Raw genomic sequence first — 17416 nt, forward strand, 5'->3', positions numbered from 1 at the left:
TTGCCTGCCCCCTCAGCCGAACCGCATGCCCAACGAAAACAATGCAGAGAATACCGCAGTCGCGTTGCGTACGCGATTGCGCCAGGCCCGCGCCGCCCTGCCCGCCGATGCGCGCAGCCGCGGTGCGCTGCTCATGCGTGCGCGGCTGTTCACGTGGGTGAACGTGGCGCACGATGCGCTGGCCGACGCCGGCCGGCCGCTGCGCACCATCGCGGCGTTCTGGCCCATGGCCGACGAGCCCGACCTGCGCCCCCTGCTCGAGCAATGGGTGGCCGCCGGTTACGAGGTCTGCCTGCCGGTGGTGGTGACGCGTGACGCGCCGTTGGAATTCCGCAACTGGACGCCCGATGCGCCCATGCAGGCGGGCGCCTACGGCATCGCCGAGCCGGTCGGCGGGCCCGCGCGCCAGCCCGACGTGGTGCTGGTGCCGACCCTCGGTTACACCGGCCGGGCCGACCGCCTGGGCTACGGCGGCGGCTACTACGACCGCACGCTGGCCGCGCTGTTCGCCGGCGGCGCCGAGCCCCTGACCATCGGCATCGCCTGGACCGAAGGCCGGCTGCCCGACCACTACACCCCGGCCCCGCACGACATCACGCTCGATGCGATCCTCACCCCCGAGGGCTGGGTGCCGGACGCGCCGCTGGGCACCGGCGGCACGCCCCAGGGCAGTGCCGGCGTCCAGCGCTTCCGCCTCAATTGATTCCCCTGCCCGGTCCCTGACGCACCGGGTCGGCGCATGATGACGGCAACGGGCCCGCCCCAGGCGGCCGCGCGCTGCCTGCCTGGCCGCACCACGCTGAAGCGGTGCCGATGCCCATTTTCGTGCCCTCCGTCCGCGCATGAGCCCCGGCGGAGGCCCGCCCGGGCGCGCAAGCGCGCCGGGCCCGCCATGCCACACGCCGCGCCGCTAGCCGCACGCCGCCAGCCGCGCCAAAAGCTGGCATGGCTGTTGCTTGTGCTCATGACACGGATAAGGGCGTCCCCGAGGCGCCCGCGCCGCCCCGCGCGGCGACACCCAGCAGGAGATGCCATGCACGACACCGCCCCACGGCCCGCCGCCTTCGACGAGATGCACGATGCGCAGGGCCACGTGCGACCGCACTACCGCGCCTTCGCACAATGGCTGGCCGGCGAGCCGCCCGACGCGATGAGCGCGCGCCAGATCGAGGCCGACCTGAACTTCCGCCGGGTCGGCATCACCTTCTCGGTGGCGGGCGACGCGGCCGGCACCGAACGCCTGATCCCGTTCGACCTGATCCCGCGCATCATCCCGGCCGAGGAATGGCGCCGGCTCGACGCCGGCCTGAAGCAGCGCGTGCGCGCGCTCAACCGCTTCATCCACGACATCTATCACGACCATGACATCGTGCGGGCCGGCATCATCCCGGCCGAACAGGTGTTCCTGAACGCGCAGTACCGGCCCGAGATGCAGGACATCGACGTGGCCGAGGGCATCTACTGCCACGTGGCCGGCGTCGATATCGTGCGCGCCGGGCCGGGCGATTTCTATGTGCTCGAGGACAACCTGCGCGTGCCCTCCGGCGTGTCGTACATGCTCGAGAACCGCAAGATGTCGATGCGGCTGCTGCCCGAGGCGTTCTCGCGCATCAAGATCCGGCCGGTGGCGCACTATCCCGACCTGCTGCTCGACAATCTGCGCGAGGTGGCGCCGAACGTGAGCGACGAGCCCACGGTGGTGGTGCTCACGCCCGGTATGTACAACTCCGCCTACTTCGAGCATGCCTTCCTGGCGCAGCAGATGGGCGTGGAGCTGGTCGAGGGGCAGGACCTGTTCGTCGACCAGAACACGGTGTACATGCGCACCACGCGCGGCCCGCGCCGCGTCGACGTGATCTATCGCCGCCTCGACGACGACTTCCTCGATCCGCTGTCGTTTCGCGCCGACTCGGCGCTGGGCGTGCCGGGACTGCTGTCGGCCTATCGCGCCGGCCGCATCACGCTGGCCAATGCCATCGGCACCGGCATCGCCGACGACAAGTCCACCTATCTGTACGTGCCCGACATGATCCGCTTCTACCTGGGCGAGGAGCCGATCCTGTCGAACGTGCCGACCTGGCAGTGCGCGCGCCCCGACGAGCTCTCGCACGTGCTGGCCAACATGCACGAGCTGGTGGTGAAGGAGGTGCACGGCGCCGGCGGCTACGGCATGCTGGTCGGCCCCTCCTCGACCACGGCACAGATCGAGGCCTTCAAGGAGCGCGTGCGCGCCAATCCGTCGAACTACATCGCGCAGCCGACGCTGGCGCTCTCGACCACGCCCACCTACGTGGAATCGGGCGTGGCGCCGCGCCACGTCGACCTGCGGCCCTACGTGCTGTGCGGCAAGGAAATCCGCACCGTGCCGGGCGGGCTGTGCCGCGTGGCGCTGATCGAGGGCTCGCTGGTGGTCAACAGCAGCCAGGGCGGCGGCACCAAGGACACCTGGGTGCTGGAAGACTGAGGACAGGAGAACCCCATGCTGAGCCGAACCGCCGACCACCTGTTCTGGATGTGCCGCTACATCGAACGCGCCGAGAACACCGCACGGATGCTGGACGTGAACCTGCAGATGTCGCTGCTGCCGCAGGACCCGCGCTCGCGCGACAGCTCCTGGCAGGCGCTGCTGCGCATCTCCGAGCTGCAGTACGGCTATCGCGACAAGTATCCCGACATCACGCCGGACAGCGTGCTGCACTACATGGTGCGCGACCCCGACAACCAGTCGTCGATCTATTCCTGCCTGCGCGCCGCGCGCGAGAATGCCCGCGCGGTGCGCGGCAGCCTCACCACCGAGGTCTGGGAGACCTACAACACCACCTGGCTCGACCTGCAGAAGCGCCTGCAGGGCGACCTGCTGGAGCGCAACCCCGGCGAATTCTTCGAGTGGGTGAAGTTCCGCTCGCACCTGGCGCGCGGCGTGACGGTGGGCACCATGCTCGAAGACGAGGCGCTGGTGTTCCTGCGGCTGGGCATGCACCTGGAGCGCGCCGACAACACCGCGCGCCTGCTCGACGTGAAGTTCCACGAGAGCGACGAGGCCGAGCACGGCATCAACAGCGAGTTCTACCGCTGGTCGGCCATCCTCAGCTCGGTGTCGGGCCTGGAGGTGTATCGCAAGGTCTACCGCGACGTGATCACGCCCGACCGCGTGGCCGAGCTGCTGATCCTGCGCGCCGACATGCCGCGCTCGCTGCTGTCGTCGATCGGCGCCGTGGCCGACGACCTGGCGCGGGTGTCGAACCAGCGCTCGGCCGAAACCGAGCGGCGCGCCGGCATGCTGTGTGCGGAGCTGCGCTATGCCCGCGTCGAAGACATCCTGCGCGGCGGCGGCCTGCACCGCTTCCTCGAACGCTTCCTCGACCGCGTCAACGACCTCGGCAACCGCGTCAGTCAGGACTTCCTGCTGCCGCTGTCGGCATGACGGCGCCCGCGACGACAAGGAGACCCGCATGAAACATCTGATCCGCCACATCACGCGCTATCAGTACACCGCGCCCGTGAGCTACAGCATCCAGGTGCTGCGCCTGACGCCGCGCCTGGACGAACACCAGCGCGCCCTGCGCTGGCACATCGAGGCGCCCGGTCCGCTGGCCGAGCAGGTCGATGCCTACGGCAACGTCACGCACACGCTCACGCTCACCCGTCCGCACGACGAGATCGAGCTGCGCGTGAGCGGCCACGTCGAGATCGACACGCTGCCCGAGGGCCGGCTGCGCCAGGAAGACAGCCGCCTGCCGCTGCACGCCTTCTGCGTGCCGACCCCGCTCACGCAGAGCGGCGCGGCCATCCAGGCCTTCTGCGCGGCCATCCTGCCGCAGGGCATGCACACGCCGGCCGACGCGCTGGCGCTGGCGCAGGCCATCTGCGACCGCGTGGCCTACGAGCCCGGCACCACCGACGTCACCACCGCCGCCGAACAGGTGCTGGCGCTCGGCCATGGCGTGTGCCAGGACCACGCGCACCTGTACCTGGCCTGCGTGCGCGGCATGGGCCTGCCCGCGCGCTACGTGAGCGGCTACCTCTACACCGAGGCCGAACACGCCGCCAGCCACGCCTGGGTCGATGTGTGGCTGGCCGAGCACGGCTGGATCAGCGTGGACGTGACCAACCGCCAGTACGCCTCCGACTGCCACTGCCGGCTGGCCGTGGCGCGCGACTACGACTCGGCCTCGCCGGTGCGCGGCGTGCGCTCAGGCGGCGGCGAGGAATCGATGACGGTGACGGTGCAGGTGCAGCAGGCGGCGCAGCAGCAGTAGGGGCGCGCTGCAGGGGGTTCGGCGGGTCAGGGATATCGGGCCGGCATCGCCCTCGACCCTCCGGCAAAAAGATCACGCTCGCCGATCCGTTGCCCGCGCAACCGCTCGCAAGCGCGCGGGACTCGCCGCCGCGCCGCCGCGCATTTCGGGGACGCAGCGGCCGCACGTGGCGGCCGTCCCTGGCCCTACAATAGCCGGGCAAGCACTTGTCTCATTCGTACCATGACCTACTGCATCGCCGCCCAGCTCAACCAAGGCCTCGTATTTCTGTCCGACTCGCGCACCAACGCGGGGGTCGACCAGATCAGCATCTTCCGCAAGCTCAGTGTGTTCGAGCTGCCGGGCGAGCGCGTCATGGTGCTCATGACCTCGGGCAACCTGGCCCTGTCGCAGGCGGTCGTGAACACGCTGGCCCAGGAAAACGCCAATCGTCCCGACTCGATCTGGCGCGTGCCGAACATGTTCGAGGCCGCGCGGCGCGTGGGCGATGCGGTGCGCCAGGTCCACGATCGCGACGCCGCGGCGCTGCGCGAACAGGGCGTGGAGTTCAACATCAACCTGATCTTCGGCGGCCAGATCGGCCACGAGGGCTGTCGCCTGTTCCAGATCTATGCGGCCGGCAACTTCATCGAAGCCACGCCCGAGTGCCCGTATTTCCAGATCGGCGAATCCAAGTACGGCAAGCCCATCCTCGACCGCGTGCTGGATCCCGACACCTCGCTCGACGAGGCCGCGAAATGCGCGCTGATCTCGATGGATTCCACGCTGCGCTCCAACATCTCGGTGGGCCTGCCGCTCGACCTGCTGGTCTACGCGACCGACGAGCTGCGCGTGTCGCACTTCGCCAGCATCGACGACCAGAACGAATATTTCTCGATGATCCGCAGCACCTGGGGCGAGCGGCTGCGCCAGGTGTTCGCCGAAATCCCGGACCCGCTCTGGGCCCAGCCCGAGAATCCCGACTCGCTGGTGCCGTCGCATCGGGTGCATCAGCCGGTGCGCATCGCGCCGCTGGGCATGAACGTGAGCAACGACTTCCCCTGCCCGCAGTCGCTGGCCGAAGGCCACAGCGGCCCGCAGGCCAGCTGAGCCGCCCCTCGGACCATCGTCTAGAGACCGGCCCCATCCGGAGCAACCCCCATTTGGCGCACGCGAAGCGCCGCTTAGGGAATGGCAAATTCCCCTCGCCCCTGGCTTGACCCACACTGTCCGCTCCGCCGCCACGTCCGGCGGACCGACAAGAACAGGAGCGAGACATGCTTATCCCCCGTATGCCGGCGGCCGTCCTGGCCGCCGCCCTCTCCGGCCCGTTGGCGCTGCACGGCGCCATTGCCCAGGCCGAGACCGCCTACCCCGCCCACGCCATCACGCTGGTCGTGCCCTTCGCGGCCGGCGGCCCCACCGACGTGGTGGCCCGCGCGCTGGGTGCCTCCATGAGCAAGACGCTCGGACAGAGCATCGTGGTTGAAAACCGCACCGGCGCCGGCGGCACGCTGGCCCCGGCCTTCGTGGCCCGCGCGCAGCCGGATGGCTACACGCTGCTGATCCACCACAACGGCATGGCCACCGCCCCGGCGCTCTATCGCAAGCTGCAATACGATCCGCTGAAAGACTTTTCCTATATCGGGCAGGTGGCCGACGTGCCCATGACCGTGCTGGCACGGCGCGACCTGCCGCCCGACGACCTGCCGGGCTTCATCAAGTACGCGCGCGAACAGGGCAACAAGCTCAACCTGGCCAACGCCGGCCCCGGCGCGGTGTCGCAGCTGTGCGGCATGCTGCTGCAGGAGGCCATCGGCACCCAGTTCACCACCATCCCCTATGCGGGAACGGCGCCCGCCATGAGCGCGCTGCTGGGTCAGCAGGTCGACGTGCTGTGCGACCAGACCACCCAGACCATTCCGCAGATCAAGGCCAAGCACGTGAAGTTCTACGGCGTGACCACGCTCGAACGCATCAAGGCGCTGCCCGATGCGCCGACGCTGCAGGAAGGCGGCCTCAAGGGCTTCGAGGTCAAGGTGTGGCACGGCATCTATGCGCCCAAGGGCACGCCGCAGGCCGCGATCGACAAGGTCAATGCGGCGCTGCGCACCGCGTTGAAGGATCCGGCCTTCACGCAGCGCATGGCCGAGCTGGGCGCGGAGATCGTGCCGCCCGAGAAGCAGACGCCGCAGGGCCTGCAGACCTGGCTGCAATCCGAGACCGACAAGTGGGGCGCGATGATCCGCAAGGCCGGCGTCTACGCCGACTGAGCCCGCGCGCGGCACCAAAGAAAAACGGCACCCTCGCGGGTGCCGTTCTTGCTTGCGGCAACACGATCACAGCTCGAGGTTTTTCCAGATGGAAAGCGTGGCCTCGCCCTGGTTGAGCGTGTAGAAGTGCAGGCCCGGCGCGCCGTTGTCGAGCAGGGTCTGGCACAGCTCCGTCACCACCTCGGTGCCGAACGCGCGGATCGAGGCCTTGTCGTCGCCGAATTCGGCCAGACGCAGCCGGACCCAGCGCGGCAGCTCGGCGCCGCACATCTCGGAGAAGCGCGACAGCTGGCTGTAGTTGGTGATGGGCATGATGCCCGGCACGATGGGCACGGTCACGCCACGCGCGCGCGCCCGGTCGACGAAGTCGAAGTAGGCGTCGGCGTTGAAGAAATACTGCGTGATCGCGGCATCGGCGCCGGCGTTGACCTTGGTCACGAAGTGATCGAGGTCGACGCTGGGGCTCACCGCCTGCGGGTGCATCTCGGGATAGGCCGCCACTTCGATGTGGAACCAGTCGCCGGTTTCGTCGCGGATGAAACGCACCAGGTCGCTGGCGTAGCGCAGCTCGCCCGCGTCGCCGCCCATGCCCGAAGGCAGGTCGCCGCGCAGGGCCACCACGCGCTTGATGCCTTCGGCCTGGTAGCGCGCCAGGATCTCGCGCAGCTGGTCGCGCGAGGCGCCGACGCACGAGAGGTGGGGCGCCGCCTCGCAGCCCATGTTGGTCAGGGTGCGGACGGTGTCGGCGGTGCCTTCCCGCGTGGAGCCGCCGGCGCCGAACGTGACGCTGACGTACTTCGGCTGCATGGCCAGCAATTGCTTGGCCGCGCGCACCAGCCGCTCCTGCGCGGCGATATCGCGCGGCGGGAAGAACTCCAGGCTGAGCGCGGGCGTGTGGGTTTGAGTCATCAGGGTATCAACTTGGTCAGCAGACCGGAGATGATGCTGTACAGAATCGCACCGCCCACGGCCCACCAGAAGCCATTGACCTGGAAGCCGCGCAGCACGGAGCCGGCGAACCAGAACAACAGCGCGTTGAGCACGATCAGGAACAGCCCGAGGGTCACGATGGTGATGGGCAGCGTGAGCAACACCAGCACCGGCTTGACCAGCATGTTGAGCAGACCCAGCACCAGCGCCGCGATGAGCGCCGAACCGAAGCTGGCCAGTTGGATGCCGGGCAGCAGGTAGGCGACTGCGAGCAGCGCCACCGCGTTCAGGATCCAGACGAGTATCAATGCCATGATCGTTCTCCTGTCAGAAGCAACGCCCGCGCCGGACCGCGCGGGCTCTGCCCCCTATTGTGCTACAGGATCAATAGCGATAGTGACCCGGCTTGAACGGACCATCGACCGACACGCCGATGTACTCGGCCTGGGCCGGCGACAGCGTGGTGAGGTTCACGCCGAGCTTCTTCAGGTGCAGACGGGCGACCTTCTCGTCGAGGTGCTTGGGCAGCACGTAGACCTGGCCCTTGGTGTAGGCCTCGTTGCGCGTGTACAGCTCGATCTGCGCGATGGTCTGGTTGGCGAACGACGAGGACATCACGAACGACGGGTGGCCGGTGGCGCAGCCGAGGTTCACGAGACGGCCCTGGGCGAGCAGGATGATGCGCTTGCCGTCCGGGAAGATCACGTGGTCGACCTGCGGCTTGATCTCTTCCCATTGCAGGTCTTCGATCGAGGCGACGTCGATTTCGTTGTCGAAGTGGCCGATGTTGCAGACGATGGCCTGGTCCTTCATGGCGTCCATGTGGGCGCGCGTGATGACGTGGTAGTTGCCGGTGGCCGTCACGAAGATGTCGGCGTGCTTGGCCGCTTCTTCCATGGTCACGACCTTGAAGCCTTCCATCGCGGCCTGCAGGGCGCAGATCGGGTCGATTTCGGTGACCCACACCTGGGCGCGCAGCGCCACCAGGGCCTGGGCGCAGCCCTTGCCCACGTCGCCGTAGCCGGCCACGACGGCGATCTTGCCGGCGACCATCACGTCGGTGGCGCGCTTGATGCCGTCGACCAGCGATTCGCGGCAGCCGTAGAGATTGTCGAACTTCGACTTGGTGACCGAGTCGTTTACGTTGATCGCGGCGAACGCCAGGTCGCCCTTCTGCGACATCTGGTACAGGCGATGCACGCCGGTGGTGGTTTCTTCGGTCACGCCCTTGATTTCGGCCAGGCGGGTCGAGTACCACTTCGGATCGCGCGCCAGCGTTTCCTTGATGGCGGCGAACAGCACGCGCTCTTCTTCGCTACCCGGCTTGGCCAGCACGGAGATGTCTTTCTCGGCCTTGGCGCCCAGGTGCAGCAGCAGCGTGGCATCGCCGCCGTCGTCCAGGATCATGTTGGCGTGGCGGTCTTGCGGCCACTCGAAGATCTTGTGGGTGTATTGCCAGTATTCCTCGAGGGTCTCGCCCTTGACGGCGAACACCGGGGTGCCGGTCGCGGCGATGGCGGCGGCGGCGTGATCCTGGGTCGAGAAGATGTTGCACGACGCCCAGCGGACTTCGGCGCCGAGCGCCACCAGCGTCTCGATCAGCACGCCGGTCTGGATGGTCATGTGCAGGCTGCCGGCGATGCGGGCACCCTTGAGCGGCTGGCTGGCGGCGAATTCTTCGCGGATCGCCATCAGGCCGGGCATTTCGGTTTCGGCGATGGCGAGCTCGCGGCGGCCCCAGCCGGCCAGGCTCATGTCGGCGACGAGGTAGTCGGTGACGGATTTGTCGGTCACTGCGTTCATGGTGTCAAACTCCACGTGAAATAAGGTCAACGGCGCCGCTGGGGCCGGACAACGCGAAGCACACACCCGAATCGACGGCGCGCATCGCCTTTCCCGCCCGAAGCGACAAAGGTGAGCGCCGTTGCTGCTGCCGCACCGGGATCCGGGGCGGCCGAACAAGGATTCCTGAGCCTGGCGATCCGGGCACGGCGGGCATCGTGCCGCCGTCGGTTCGTCGCAGCGCTCCTCAGGGATGGCAAGCATTGTAGCGGCTCCCGGGGGCCGCCGAAAAGCCGGTCAGGCGCCCTGGATGCCCTCTCTTGGCCACGCTGCGCGGCCGTCGATCGGCACCAGGGCCGACAGCAGGTCGTGGGCGATCGCGTCCCAGGTGCGGGTGAGGGCGTGCGCCCGCACCGCGGCGCGGTCCAGCGTGCGGGCCTGCAGGCAGGCGCGCGCCAGGTCGCTGTCGATGAAGCCCGTCACGCCGTTGCGGATCACGGCCCGCGGCGCCTCGGTGTCGAAGGCCGCCACCGGCGTGCCGCAGGCCATCGCCTCCAGCATCACCAGCCCGAAGGTGTCGGTCAGGCTCGGGAACACGAACACGTCGGCCGCGCTGTAGTACGACGGCAGGTGATCGTCGGCCTGCGGACCCAGGAAGTGGGCATCGGGAAACTTCTTGTGCAGGCGCGCCTCGTCGGGCCCGCCGCCGGCCACGACCTTGCTGCCGGGCAGGTCGAGCGACAGGAAGGCGTCGAGATTCTTCTCCCGCGCGACCCGGCCCACCGACAGCCAGATCGGGCGCGGCAGGTGGGCGAAGGCATCGCCGTCGACCGGATGGAATTTCTTGCCGTCGACGCCGCGCGACCAGACCTTGAGGTTCTGCAGCCCACGCGCGGCGACGATGTCGCGCACCGTGGGGGTCGGCACCAGCACCTGCTGCGAGGGCCGGTGGAACCAGCGCATGAAGCGCCACGGGATCGACGCCGGGATGCCCATGCGCGCCTCCAGGTATTCCGGAAACATCGTGTGGAACGAGGTGGTGAAGCGCCAGCCGCGGCGCAGCGCCATGCGGCGCGCGGCCAGGCCCAGCGGCCCCTCGGTGGCGATGTGCAGCGCGTCGGGCACCAGGTCGCCCAGCACGCGGCGCAGCTGCCGGCCGGGCTGGATGCACAGGCGCAGGTCGGGCTCGGAGGGCGCGGGGATCGTGCGGCTGCCCTCGGGGCTCACCACCAGCACGTCATGGCCCCATTCGCGCAGCAGGCCCAGCATGGCGGTCCAGGTGCGGACCACGCCGTTGACTTGGGGATGCCAGGCATCCGTGACGAGAACGATGCGCATGGGTAGGACCTGTCGTGTGCGATGACAGGATTAGGCCTACGCCAGATGACATGCCCAAGACAGCAACGCCCGGGCGGCACGACGCCTACGGGCGGCGCGGATACCCCTGCGCGCGGATGCGGGTCCAGACGGCCTGCTTTTCCTCGTCGGTCATGAAGACCCAGTTGGAGACTTCCATGGCGGTGCGGCCGCAGCCGCGGCAGATCTCGTCGAACAGGGTGGAGCAGATGGCCACGCAGGGGGAATCGGTGGCCGTGAACGCGCGCTGCGCGTCGGTGGAGCGCGAGCCCGTGGCCGGGCCGGACGGGGCGTCGGGGCGGCTGACTTCGGTAACGCTGAAAGAGGGGTCGAACGGGGCTTCACTCATCCGCGAAGCTTACCATCCGAGGCCCGTCCCCTATTTCAAGCCCCTGTTGCCGTAGCGGTCTGGCCGAAGAAGGCCAGCGCCTCCTCCTGCACCTGCGCGGCGGCCTCCTCGGGCAGGTAATGCGCGGCCGGCAGGGCCTGCCCGCTGACCTCGCGGCAGACGGCCCGCCACAGGTCGAGCACGGGGAAATTGCGGCCCACGGCGCCGCGCTCGCCCCACAGCACCCGCACCGGCATGGCGAGCCGCTCGCCCGCCGCGCGGCCGGCGCGGTCGTGCTCCAGGTCGATGGTGGCCGAGGCCCGGTAGTCTTCGCAGATGCCGGTGGCCCAGCCCGGCAGCGCCGCGCAGCGCTGGTAGTCGGCCAGCGCCTCGGGCGTGAAGTGCGCCAGGCCGCCCGGCCGCCCGCCCATGATGGTGCGCACATAGAGGGCGGGGTCGTGCTCGATCATGGCCTCCGGGCCCGGCGCCGGCTGGATCAGCCAGAACCAGTGATAGTAGGCCTGCGCGAAGGCGCGGGTGGTGCCCTCATACATGTCGAGCGTGGGCGCGATGTCGAGCAGCATCATGGACCGCACCGCGTCGGGCTGGTCCAGCCCCAGGCGATGGGCCACGCGCGCGCCGCGGTCGTGCGCCAGCACGGCGTAGCGCGGCAGGCCGAGCGCCTGCATCAGCGCATGCATGTCGGCCGCCATCACGCGCTTGGAATGGGCCGCGTGGTCGGGCGCGGCCGGCGGCTTGGCGCTGTCGCCGTAGCCGCGCAGGTCGGCCGCCACGCAGGTGTAGTGGCGGGTCAGCGCGGGCCACAGCCGCTGCCAGATCAGGTGATTCTGCGGGTGGCCGTGCAGCAGCAGCAATGCCGGGCCACTGCCCGCCACGCGCGCGGCCAGGGTGATGCCGTTGACCTCGTAATGGCGCAGCGGCGCCTGCAGCAATTCGCTCATGCGACTCCTTCGGATCTCTGGTCGAGCCGTGCGCGCACCCGCGCCGCGGCGTCCTGCAGCCAGGGATGGCGCTGCCGGTGCGCGGCCTCGAAGCGCGCGATCTCGGGCAGCTGGCGCAGCGTGGCCGCCACCATGTCCAGCCCCTCGGCCACCATGCCGCGATGGCGTGGCGACAGGGAAAAATCGTAACGCACGCCGTCGGCCGCGCGCACCTGGCCGGCCAGCACGTCGATCTCGAGCGCGCACGATTGCGGCTGCGACACCTGGTCGAGCAGCGCCTGCACCTGCGCGTCGGGCAGGCGGATCAGCAGCAGGCCGTTGTTCATCGCGTTGGCGTAGAAGATCTCGCCGAAGCTCGGCGCGATGATGGCGCGCACGCCGAACTGCTGCAGGCCCCACACCGCGTGCTCGCGGCTCGAGCCGCAGCCGAAGTTGGGCCCCGCCACCAGGAACGCCGGGCGGCGGTAGGGCTCGCGGTTCAGCACGAACCCCGGGCGCGGCGCGCCCGCCGGGTCGAAGCGCAGGTCGTAGAGCAGGCCGCGGTCCAGGCCCGCCTTGTCGATGATGCGCAGGAACTGCTTGGGCATGATCTGGTCGGTGTCCAGATTGGAATACGGCAGCGGCGCGGCCACGCCCTGCAGCAGGGTGTTGGGATGGGTGTTCATCAACGGACTCCCAGTTGCGCATCGAGCGTGCGCACATCGGTGATGCGGCCGGTCAGGGCCGCCGCGGCGGCCATGGCCGGGCTCATCAGGTGGGTCAGCCCGGCGCGTCCCTGGCGGCCCTCGAAGTTGCGATTGGTGGTGGAGGCGCAGCGCTCGCCCGGCGCCAGCATGTCGTCGTTCATGGCCAGGCACATCGAACAGCCCGGCTGGCGCCATTCGAAGCCGGCCTCGATCAGGATGCGGTCGAGCCCCTCCGCCCGGGCCTGGTCGCGCACCGCGCCCGAGCCGGGCACCACCATGGCGCGCACGCCGGCGGCCACGTGGCGGCCGCGCACCACCTGCGCCACGCTGCGCAGGTCTTCGATGCGGGCGTTGGTGCACGAGCCGATGAAGACGCGGTCGATCGGCACGCCGGCGATCGGCTGGCCCGCCTGCAGCCCCACGTAGTCGAGCGCCTTGCGCGCGGCCAGGGCCTGCAGCGCGTCGCCCGCGCTGTCGGGGTCGGGCACCCGCGCGTCGATGGCGAGCGCCTGGTCGGGGCTGGTGCCCCAGGTCACGTAGGGCGCGATGGCGCCGGCATCGACCGCCAGCTCGCGCTCGAACACCGCGTCGGCGTCGCTGCGCAGGCCGGCCCAGGCCTGGCGCGCCGCGGCCAGCTCGCCGGCGCTCAGGTGCAGCGCACGCGCGCTCACATAGGCATCGGTGGTGGCGTCGGGCGCGATCAGCGCGGCGCGCGCGCCCGCCTCCACCATCATGTTGCACACGGTCATGCGGGCCTCGGCCGACAGCGCGTCGATGGCGCTGCCGCACAGCTCGACGGCGAAGCCGACCGCGCCCTGCGCGCCGATGCGATGCACGAGGTGGATCACCAGGTCCTTGGCGCTCACGCCGGGGCCGAGCGCGCCCTCCACGCGCACCCGCATGTTGCGCGCCACGCGGTAGACCAGGGTCTGGGTGGCGAGGATGTGCTCGACCTCGGAGGTGCCGATGCCGAAGCCGAGCGCGCCCAGCGCGCCGTAGGTGGTGGTGTGGCTGTCGCCGCACAGCACCACCATGCCGGGCAGGATCATGCCGTGCTCGGGCGCGATCACGTGTTCGATGCCCTGCAGCGGATCGGTGGTGTCGAACAGCGCGATGCCCTGGGTGTCGCAGTTGCGCTTGAGATTGCGCGCCTGCAGGGCCGCGTCGTCCTGCACGATGACGCGCTCGCGGCTGGGCACGGGATGGGTCGGGATCACGTGATCGACCACCGCCATCTGCTGGCGCGGCCGCAGCACGTCGCGACCGCGCGCGGCCAGGCCCGAGAAGGCCTGCGGGCTGGTGTATTCGTTCATGATGTGCAGGTCGACGTAGAGCAGCACGTGCTCGTCGTCGAGCCGGGCCACCTCGTGCGAGGCCACCAGTTTGTCGTAGAGGGTCGTGCCAGCCATGGCGTGGTTTCCTTGCTTGCTGCCGGGAGATTGCATGAAACGCGCGGCGCGGGCCCGGGCCCGCGTCGCGTCGAAACTCAGTTGGCGGTGATGCCGGCCTGCTTCACGATGCCGGCCCAGCGCGTGATTTCGTCGCGCACCAGTTTGTCGCTGTCGGCCGGGGTCGAGACCAGCGGGTCGAAGCCCTCGCGCGCCATGCGTTGCGCCAGCGCCGGCTGCGCCAGCGCGCGGCCCAGCGTGTCGTTCAGGCGCCGCACCACGGCGTCGGGCGTGCCGGCCGGCGCGCTCACCACGAACCAGGTCGTGAACGCGTAGTCGGGCAGCCCGGCCTCGGCGATGGTGGGCACGTCGGGCAGCAGCGGCGAACGCTGGGTGCCGGTCACGCCGAGCGCGCGCAGCTTGCCCGCCTCCACCTGCGGCCGCGCCGCCGACAACACCGGGAAACTCATCTGCACCTGGCCGCTGATGGTGTCCACCATGGCCGGGCCGCCGCCCTTGTAGGGCACGTGCAGGATCTGCGTGCCCGAGACCGACTTGAACAGCTCGGCGGCCATGTGGAAGGTGCTGCCGGTGCCGGCCGAGCCGAAGCTCAGGGTGTTGGGCGGCTGGCTGCGCAGCAGCGCGAGCAGGGCCTTCAGGTCCTGCGCGGGCAGGTCGCGCGTGACCGTCAGCACGTGCTGCGAGGTGCCCACCGTGCCGACGCTGCGCAGGTCTTTCTGCGTGTCGAAGGGCATGTCGGCGAACAGCGCCGGATTGATCGCCAGCGACATGGTGTTGATCGCCAGCGTGTAGCCGTCGGGCTTGGCGCGCGCCACCGCCGCCATGCCGATGTTGCCCGAGGCGCCGGCGCGGTTCTCGACCACCACGCTCTGGCCCAGCTCGCGCGCCCAGGCATCCGACACTAGGCGTGCGGCGATGTCCACGCTGCCCCCGGGCGCGAACGGCGCGACGAGCGTCACGGCGCGGGTCGGGAAGGCCTCCTCGGCGTGCGCGGCGCCGGCCGGCATCACGGCGATCGCGGCCGCCAGCGTGGCGAGCGCCGCGAGGCGTTGCACGGGGCCGCGCGCGCCGCGACAGGTGCGGCGGCGATTCCAGGCTTGCTTCATCGTTTGTCTCCGAAAGTGCCGACCTGCTGGCGGGATGCCGCGGCCGGTCTGGGTGTAAAAGCAGTGTATAGGCCCGGTCAGAACTTATAATTAACGCTGGCAAAAACCTTTCTTAAATTCAATTTATCAATCGCCATGGACGGGCTGTCCGACCTCGCCTTCTTTTCTTTGCTGGTGCGCCACGGCAACCTCTCGGCGGCGGCGCGCGAGCTCGGCCTCACGCCGCCCGCCGTGAGCACGCGCCTGGCCAACCTGGAACGCCGGCTCGGCGTGCGCCTGCTCAACCGCACCACGCGCCGCATCAGCGTCACGGCCGAGGGCGAGCTCTACCTGGCCGACGGCGCGCGCATCCTGGCCGACCTGGACGCGCTCGAGCGCCGCGTCACCAACACGCGCGAGCGCCCGCAGGGGCTGCTGCGCGTGAACGCCACCTTCGGCTTCGGCCGCACCCACCTCGTGCCGGCGATCTCGGATTTCGCGCGCCACTACCCCGACGTGGAAGTGCAGCTGCACCTGTCCGACCGGCCGGTGAACCTGCTCGACGAGGGCTACGACGTGGCGATCCGCTTCGGCACGCTGCCCGACGCGCGTCTGGTGGCGCGCCTGCTCGCATCGAACCGGCGGCTACTGTGCGCCGCGCCGCAATACCTGCAGGCGCACGGCGAGCCGCGCACGCCCGCCGACCTGGCGCGGCACCGCTGCATCGTGATCCGGGAAGACGAGCTGGCGTACGGCACCTGGCACCTGCAGGCCGGCCAGCGCCACGAGACCGTGAAGGTGCGCGGCGCCCTCTCGTCCAACGACGGCGAAAGCGCGCTGGCCTGGGCGCTGGCGGGCCACGGCGTGGTCATGCGCTCGGAGTGGGAGGTGATGCCGCATCTGCGCGCGGGGCGCCTGCGCGAGGTGCTGGCGGGCTGGCACACGCCCCCGGCCGACATCCACGCGCTCTACCCCGAGCGCCTGCACCTGCCGGCCAAGACCCGCGCCTGGGTCGACTTCCTGGCCGAGCGCTACGCCGCGCGCGTCAGGCCGCCGGGCAGCAGCGACGAAGTCTGGTGAGGGGCGCCGCTGGGCCTCAGGCGTCGCGCGTGACGAGCCGCAGCACCAGGTCGCGCGCGGACGCCAGATGGGCCTCGGTCATGGCGCGCGCGTGGGCGCCGTCGCGGGCGCGGCAGGCGCGCAGGATCGCGTCGTGCTCGATCTGGAAGGCCGGCGTGTCGGCCAGCACGCGCCGCTGCAGACGCTCGTAGCGTTCGATCTGGATGCGCAGGTCGCGGATCGCCTGCAACTGGCGCGCGTTGCCGCAGGCGCCGTAGAGGATTTCGTGGAACTCGAGATTGAGCGCGTGCTGGCGCGCCGGCGTCGCGGCCTCGCCCAGCTGTCGATGCACGCGCTCGGCCCGCGCCAGGGTCAGGTCGTCGATCTGCTGCGCGGCGCGCGTGATCGCATCGCCCTCGAGCAGCATGCGCAGCGCGTAGATCTCGCGCACGTCCTGCGCCGACAGCGTGCGCACCACGGCGCCGCGATGGCGCTGGGTCTGGACCAGCCCCTCGCGCTCCAGGCGCTGGATCGCCTCGCGCAGCGGCACGCGGCTCACGGCATAGCGCTCGGCCAGCTCGCGCTCCACCAGGCGGGCGCCGTCGGGCAGCTCGCCGCGGGCAATCAGGTCGCGCAGCGCATCGGCGAGCGCGTCGGCCGCGGCGCCGGCGCGCGGGGCGATGTCGGGCACGTTCTTCATCTGGCAAATGGTATACCATTTGGCGTACGATATGCCATTCCCCTCGCAGACGCGCCCTCCGGCGCGCAAAGGCACCCCATGGCACACGGCGAACATCACTACCGGGTCACGGTCACCTGGACCGGCAACACCGGCAGCGGCACCTCGGGCTATCGCGATTACCGCCGCGACCACGTCGTGAGCGCGGCCGGCCGGCCCGCCATCGCCGGCTCGTCGGATCCCGCCTTCCGCGGCGACGCGTCGCGCTGGAATCCCGAAGACCTGCTGCTCGCGTCGGCCAGCGCCTGCCATCAACTCTGGTATCTGCACCTGTGCGCCGATGCCGGCATCGCGGTGCTGGCCTACGAAGACAGCGCCGAGGCCACGATGGTCGACGGCGAGGGTGGCCACTTCACCCGCATCGTGCTGCGCCCGCGCGTGACGGTGCGCGCCGGCGACGACCTCGCGCTGGCCGAGCGCCTGCACCACGCGGCGCACGCGCAATGCTTCGTGGCCAACTCGCTGAAGACCCCGATCGACTGCGTGCCGGTGATCGTCCCGGCCGCGGCCTGAGCCACTCCCGCCCCAACGAACAAGGCCCCCGCAGGGGCCTTGTCGTGGTTCAGTGC

General features: G+C 70.1%; 18 protein-coding genes and 1 riboswitch. Of the genes, 8 read left to right on the plus strand and 10 right to left on the minus strand.

The genetic code is table 11. The annotated features are described in order from the left end of the window. The first annotated feature begins 25 nt into the window (after positions 1-25). The 6 genes from CEG14_RS24520 (at position 26) to CEG14_RS24545 (ending at position 6511) form a co-directional block, all read left to right on the plus strand. Complete coding sequence (locus CEG14_RS24520; RefSeq protein ID WP_094829038.1) at positions 26-703, plus strand: 5-formyltetrahydrofolate cyclo-ligase; 678 nt, start codon at positions 26-28, stop codon at positions 701-703. A 330-nt stretch (positions 704-1033) separates the two neighbouring features. Then, positions 1034-2464 carry a circularly permuted type 2 ATP-grasp protein gene (locus CEG14_RS24525; protein WP_094829039.1) on the plus strand — a complete coding sequence of 477 codons (1431 nt, stop codon included), beginning with the start codon at positions 1034-1036 and terminating at the stop codon, positions 2462-2464. A gap of 15 nt (positions 2465-2479) precedes the next feature. Then, positions 2480-3424 carry an alpha-E domain-containing protein gene (locus CEG14_RS24530; RefSeq protein ID WP_094829040.1) on the plus strand — a complete coding sequence of 315 codons (945 nt, stop codon included), beginning with the start codon at positions 2480-2482 and terminating at the stop codon, positions 3422-3424. A 28-nt stretch (positions 3425-3452) separates the two neighbouring features. Further along, positions 3453-4259 carry a transglutaminase family protein gene (locus CEG14_RS24535; protein ID WP_094829041.1) on the plus strand — a complete coding sequence of 269 codons (807 nt, stop codon included), beginning with the start codon at positions 3453-3455 and terminating at the stop codon, positions 4257-4259. A 222-nt stretch (positions 4260-4481) separates the two neighbouring features. After that, the gene (locus CEG14_RS24540; RefSeq protein WP_094829042.1) at positions 4482-5348 is read left to right on the plus strand and encodes a proteasome-type protease; all 867 of its coding nucleotides are present in this window, start codon (positions 4482-4484) and stop codon (positions 5346-5348) included. A gap of 182 nt (positions 5349-5530) precedes the next feature. Then, positions 5531-6511 (plus strand): tripartite tricarboxylate transporter substrate-binding protein, encoded by a 981-nt coding sequence (locus CEG14_RS24545; RefSeq protein WP_094829043.1) that lies wholly within the window; start codon positions 5531-5533, stop codon positions 6509-6511. 66 nt (positions 6512-6577) lie between these two features. Here the strand turns inward: CEG14_RS24545 and metF are convergent, their stop codons facing one another. The 9 genes from metF to CEG14_RS24590 form a co-directional block, all read right to left on the minus strand. Then, the gene (gene metF / locus CEG14_RS24550; RefSeq protein WP_094829044.1) at positions 6578-7420 is read right to left on the minus strand and encodes a methylenetetrahydrofolate reductase [NAD(P)H]; all 843 of its coding nucleotides are present in this window, start codon (positions 7418-7420) and stop codon (positions 6578-6580) included. Continuing rightward, positions 7420-7755, minus strand: a complete 336-nt coding sequence (locus CEG14_RS24555; RefSeq protein ID WP_094829045.1) for a phage holin family protein — start codon at positions 7753-7755, stop codon at positions 7420-7422. Before CEG14_RS24555 ends, metF begins: the two co-directional genes overlap by 1 nt. Positions 7756-7825: 70 nt before the next feature. Continuing rightward, a complete protein-coding gene (ahcY, locus tag CEG14_RS24560) occupies positions 7826-9244 on the minus strand; it encodes an adenosylhomocysteinase (protein WP_094829046.1) in 1419 nt (472 codons plus the stop codon). 106 nt (positions 9245-9350) lie between these two features. Then, positions 9351-9478, minus strand: a riboswitch (S-adenosyl-L-homocysteine riboswitch). Between the two features lie 42 nt (positions 9479-9520). Then, a complete protein-coding gene (locus CEG14_RS24565; protein WP_094829047.1) occupies positions 9521-10561 on the minus strand; it encodes a glycosyltransferase family 4 protein in 1041 nt (346 codons plus the stop codon). A gap of 85 nt (positions 10562-10646) precedes the next feature. After that, entirely contained in the window at positions 10647-10928 is a 282-nt protein-coding gene (locus CEG14_RS24570) for a DUF1289 domain-containing protein (RefSeq protein WP_094829048.1), read from the minus strand. Positions 10929-10963: 35 nt separating this feature from the next. Next, the gene (locus CEG14_RS24575; protein ID WP_094829049.1) at positions 10964-11869 is read right to left on the minus strand and encodes an alpha/beta hydrolase; all 906 of its coding nucleotides are present in this window, start codon (positions 11867-11869) and stop codon (positions 10964-10966) included. Then, positions 11866-12534 (minus strand): 3-isopropylmalate dehydratase small subunit, encoded by a 669-nt coding sequence (leuD, locus tag CEG14_RS24580; protein ID WP_094829050.1) that lies wholly within the window; start codon positions 12532-12534, stop codon positions 11866-11868. The genes CEG14_RS24575 and leuD overlap by 4 nt, the downstream gene beginning before the upstream one ends. Next, the gene (leuC, locus tag CEG14_RS24585) at positions 12534-13964 is read right to left on the minus strand and encodes a 3-isopropylmalate dehydratase large subunit (RefSeq protein ID WP_094829051.1); all 1431 of its coding nucleotides are present in this window, start codon (positions 13962-13964) and stop codon (positions 12534-12536) included. The genes leuD and leuC overlap by 1 nt, the downstream gene beginning before the upstream one ends. Positions 13965-14041: 77 nt before the next feature. Further along, positions 14042-14971: a tripartite tricarboxylate transporter substrate binding protein gene (locus CEG14_RS24590; protein ID WP_094829228.1), complete on the minus strand. Its 930-nt coding sequence runs from the start codon at positions 14969-14971 to the stop codon at positions 14042-14044. Positions 14972-15205: 234 nt separating this feature from the next. Between CEG14_RS24590 and CEG14_RS24595 the strand changes: the two genes are divergently transcribed. Continuing rightward, positions 15206-16129, plus strand: a complete 924-nt coding sequence (locus CEG14_RS24595) for a LysR family transcriptional regulator (RefSeq protein WP_094829052.1) — start codon at positions 15206-15208, stop codon at positions 16127-16129. Positions 16130-16145: 16 nt separating this feature from the next. On the opposite strand, the gene CEG14_RS24600 is transcribed toward CEG14_RS24595, so the two are convergent. Then, the gene (locus tag CEG14_RS24600) at positions 16146-16808 is read right to left on the minus strand and encodes a GntR family transcriptional regulator (RefSeq protein ID WP_094829053.1); all 663 of its coding nucleotides are present in this window, start codon (positions 16806-16808) and stop codon (positions 16146-16148) included. 78 nt (positions 16809-16886) lie between these two features. On the opposite strand from CEG14_RS24600, the gene CEG14_RS24605 reads away from it, so the two are divergent. After that, a complete protein-coding gene (locus CEG14_RS24605; protein WP_094829054.1) occupies positions 16887-17360 on the plus strand; it encodes an OsmC family protein in 474 nt (157 codons plus the stop codon). The last annotated feature ends 56 nt before the right edge of the window (positions 17361-17416 follow it).

Source organism: Bordetella genomosp. 1 (assembly GCF_002261335.1).
Taxonomy (GTDB): domain Bacteria; phylum Pseudomonadota; class Gammaproteobacteria; order Burkholderiales; family Burkholderiaceae_B; genus Bordetella.

What these genes read in the sequence shown, in the direction of transcription:
- CEG14_RS24605 (WP_094829054.1), top strand. Translation starts at nt 16,887, where the DNA reads ATGGCACACGGCGAACATCACTACCGGGTCACGGTCACCTGGACCGGC.
- CEG14_RS24590 (WP_094829228.1), bottom strand. Translation starts at nt 14,971, where the DNA reads ATGCCGGCCGGCGCCGCGCACGCCGAGGAGGCCTTCCCGACCCGCGCC.
- leuC (WP_094829051.1), bottom strand. Translation starts at nt 13,964, where the DNA reads ATGGCTGGCACGACCCTCTACGACAAACTGGTGGCCTCGCACGAGGTG.
- CEG14_RS24540 (WP_094829042.1), top strand. Translation starts at nt 4,482, where the DNA reads ATGACCTACTGCATCGCCGCCCAGCTCAACCAAGGCCTCGTATTTCTG.
- leuD (WP_094829050.1), bottom strand. Translation starts at nt 12,534, where the DNA reads ATGAACACCCATCCCAACACCCTGCTGCAGGGCGTGGCCGCGCCGCTG.
- CEG14_RS24545 (WP_094829043.1), top strand. Translation starts at nt 5,531, where the DNA reads ATGCCGGCGGCCGTCCTGGCCGCCGCCCTCTCCGGCCCGTTGGCGCTG.
- CEG14_RS24565 (WP_094829047.1), bottom strand. Translation starts at nt 10,561, where the DNA reads ATGCGCATCGTTCTCGTCACGGATGCCTGGCATCCCCAAGTCAACGGC.
- CEG14_RS24600 (WP_094829053.1), bottom strand. Translation starts at nt 16,808, where the DNA reads ATGAAGAACGTGCCCGACATCGCCCCGCGCGCCGGCGCCGCGGCCGAC.
- CEG14_RS24570 (WP_094829048.1), bottom strand. Translation starts at nt 10,928, where the DNA reads ATGAGTGAAGCCCCGTTCGACCCCTCTTTCAGCGTTACCGAAGTCAGC.
- CEG14_RS24525 (WP_094829039.1), top strand. Translation starts at nt 1,034, where the DNA reads ATGCACGACACCGCCCCACGGCCCGCCGCCTTCGACGAGATGCACGAT.
- CEG14_RS24595 (WP_094829052.1), top strand. Translation starts at nt 15,206, where the DNA reads ATGGACGGGCTGTCCGACCTCGCCTTCTTTTCTTTGCTGGTGCGCCAC.
- CEG14_RS24520 (WP_094829038.1), top strand. Translation starts at nt 26, where the DNA reads ATGCCCAACGAAAACAATGCAGAGAATACCGCAGTCGCGTTGCGTACG.
- ahcY (WP_094829046.1), bottom strand. Translation starts at nt 9,244, where the DNA reads ATGAACGCAGTGACCGACAAATCCGTCACCGACTACCTCGTCGCCGAC.
- CEG14_RS24555 (WP_094829045.1), bottom strand. Translation starts at nt 7,755, where the DNA reads ATGGCATTGATACTCGTCTGGATCCTGAACGCGGTGGCGCTGCTCGCA.
- CEG14_RS24575 (WP_094829049.1), bottom strand. Translation starts at nt 11,869, where the DNA reads ATGAGCGAATTGCTGCAGGCGCCGCTGCGCCATTACGAGGTCAACGGC.
- metF (WP_094829044.1), bottom strand. Translation starts at nt 7,420, where the DNA reads ATGACTCAAACCCACACGCCCGCGCTCAGCCTGGAGTTCTTCCCGCCG.
- CEG14_RS24535 (WP_094829041.1), top strand. Translation starts at nt 3,453, where the DNA reads ATGAAACATCTGATCCGCCACATCACGCGCTATCAGTACACCGCGCCC.
- CEG14_RS24530 (WP_094829040.1), top strand. Translation starts at nt 2,480, where the DNA reads ATGCTGAGCCGAACCGCCGACCACCTGTTCTGGATGTGCCGCTACATC.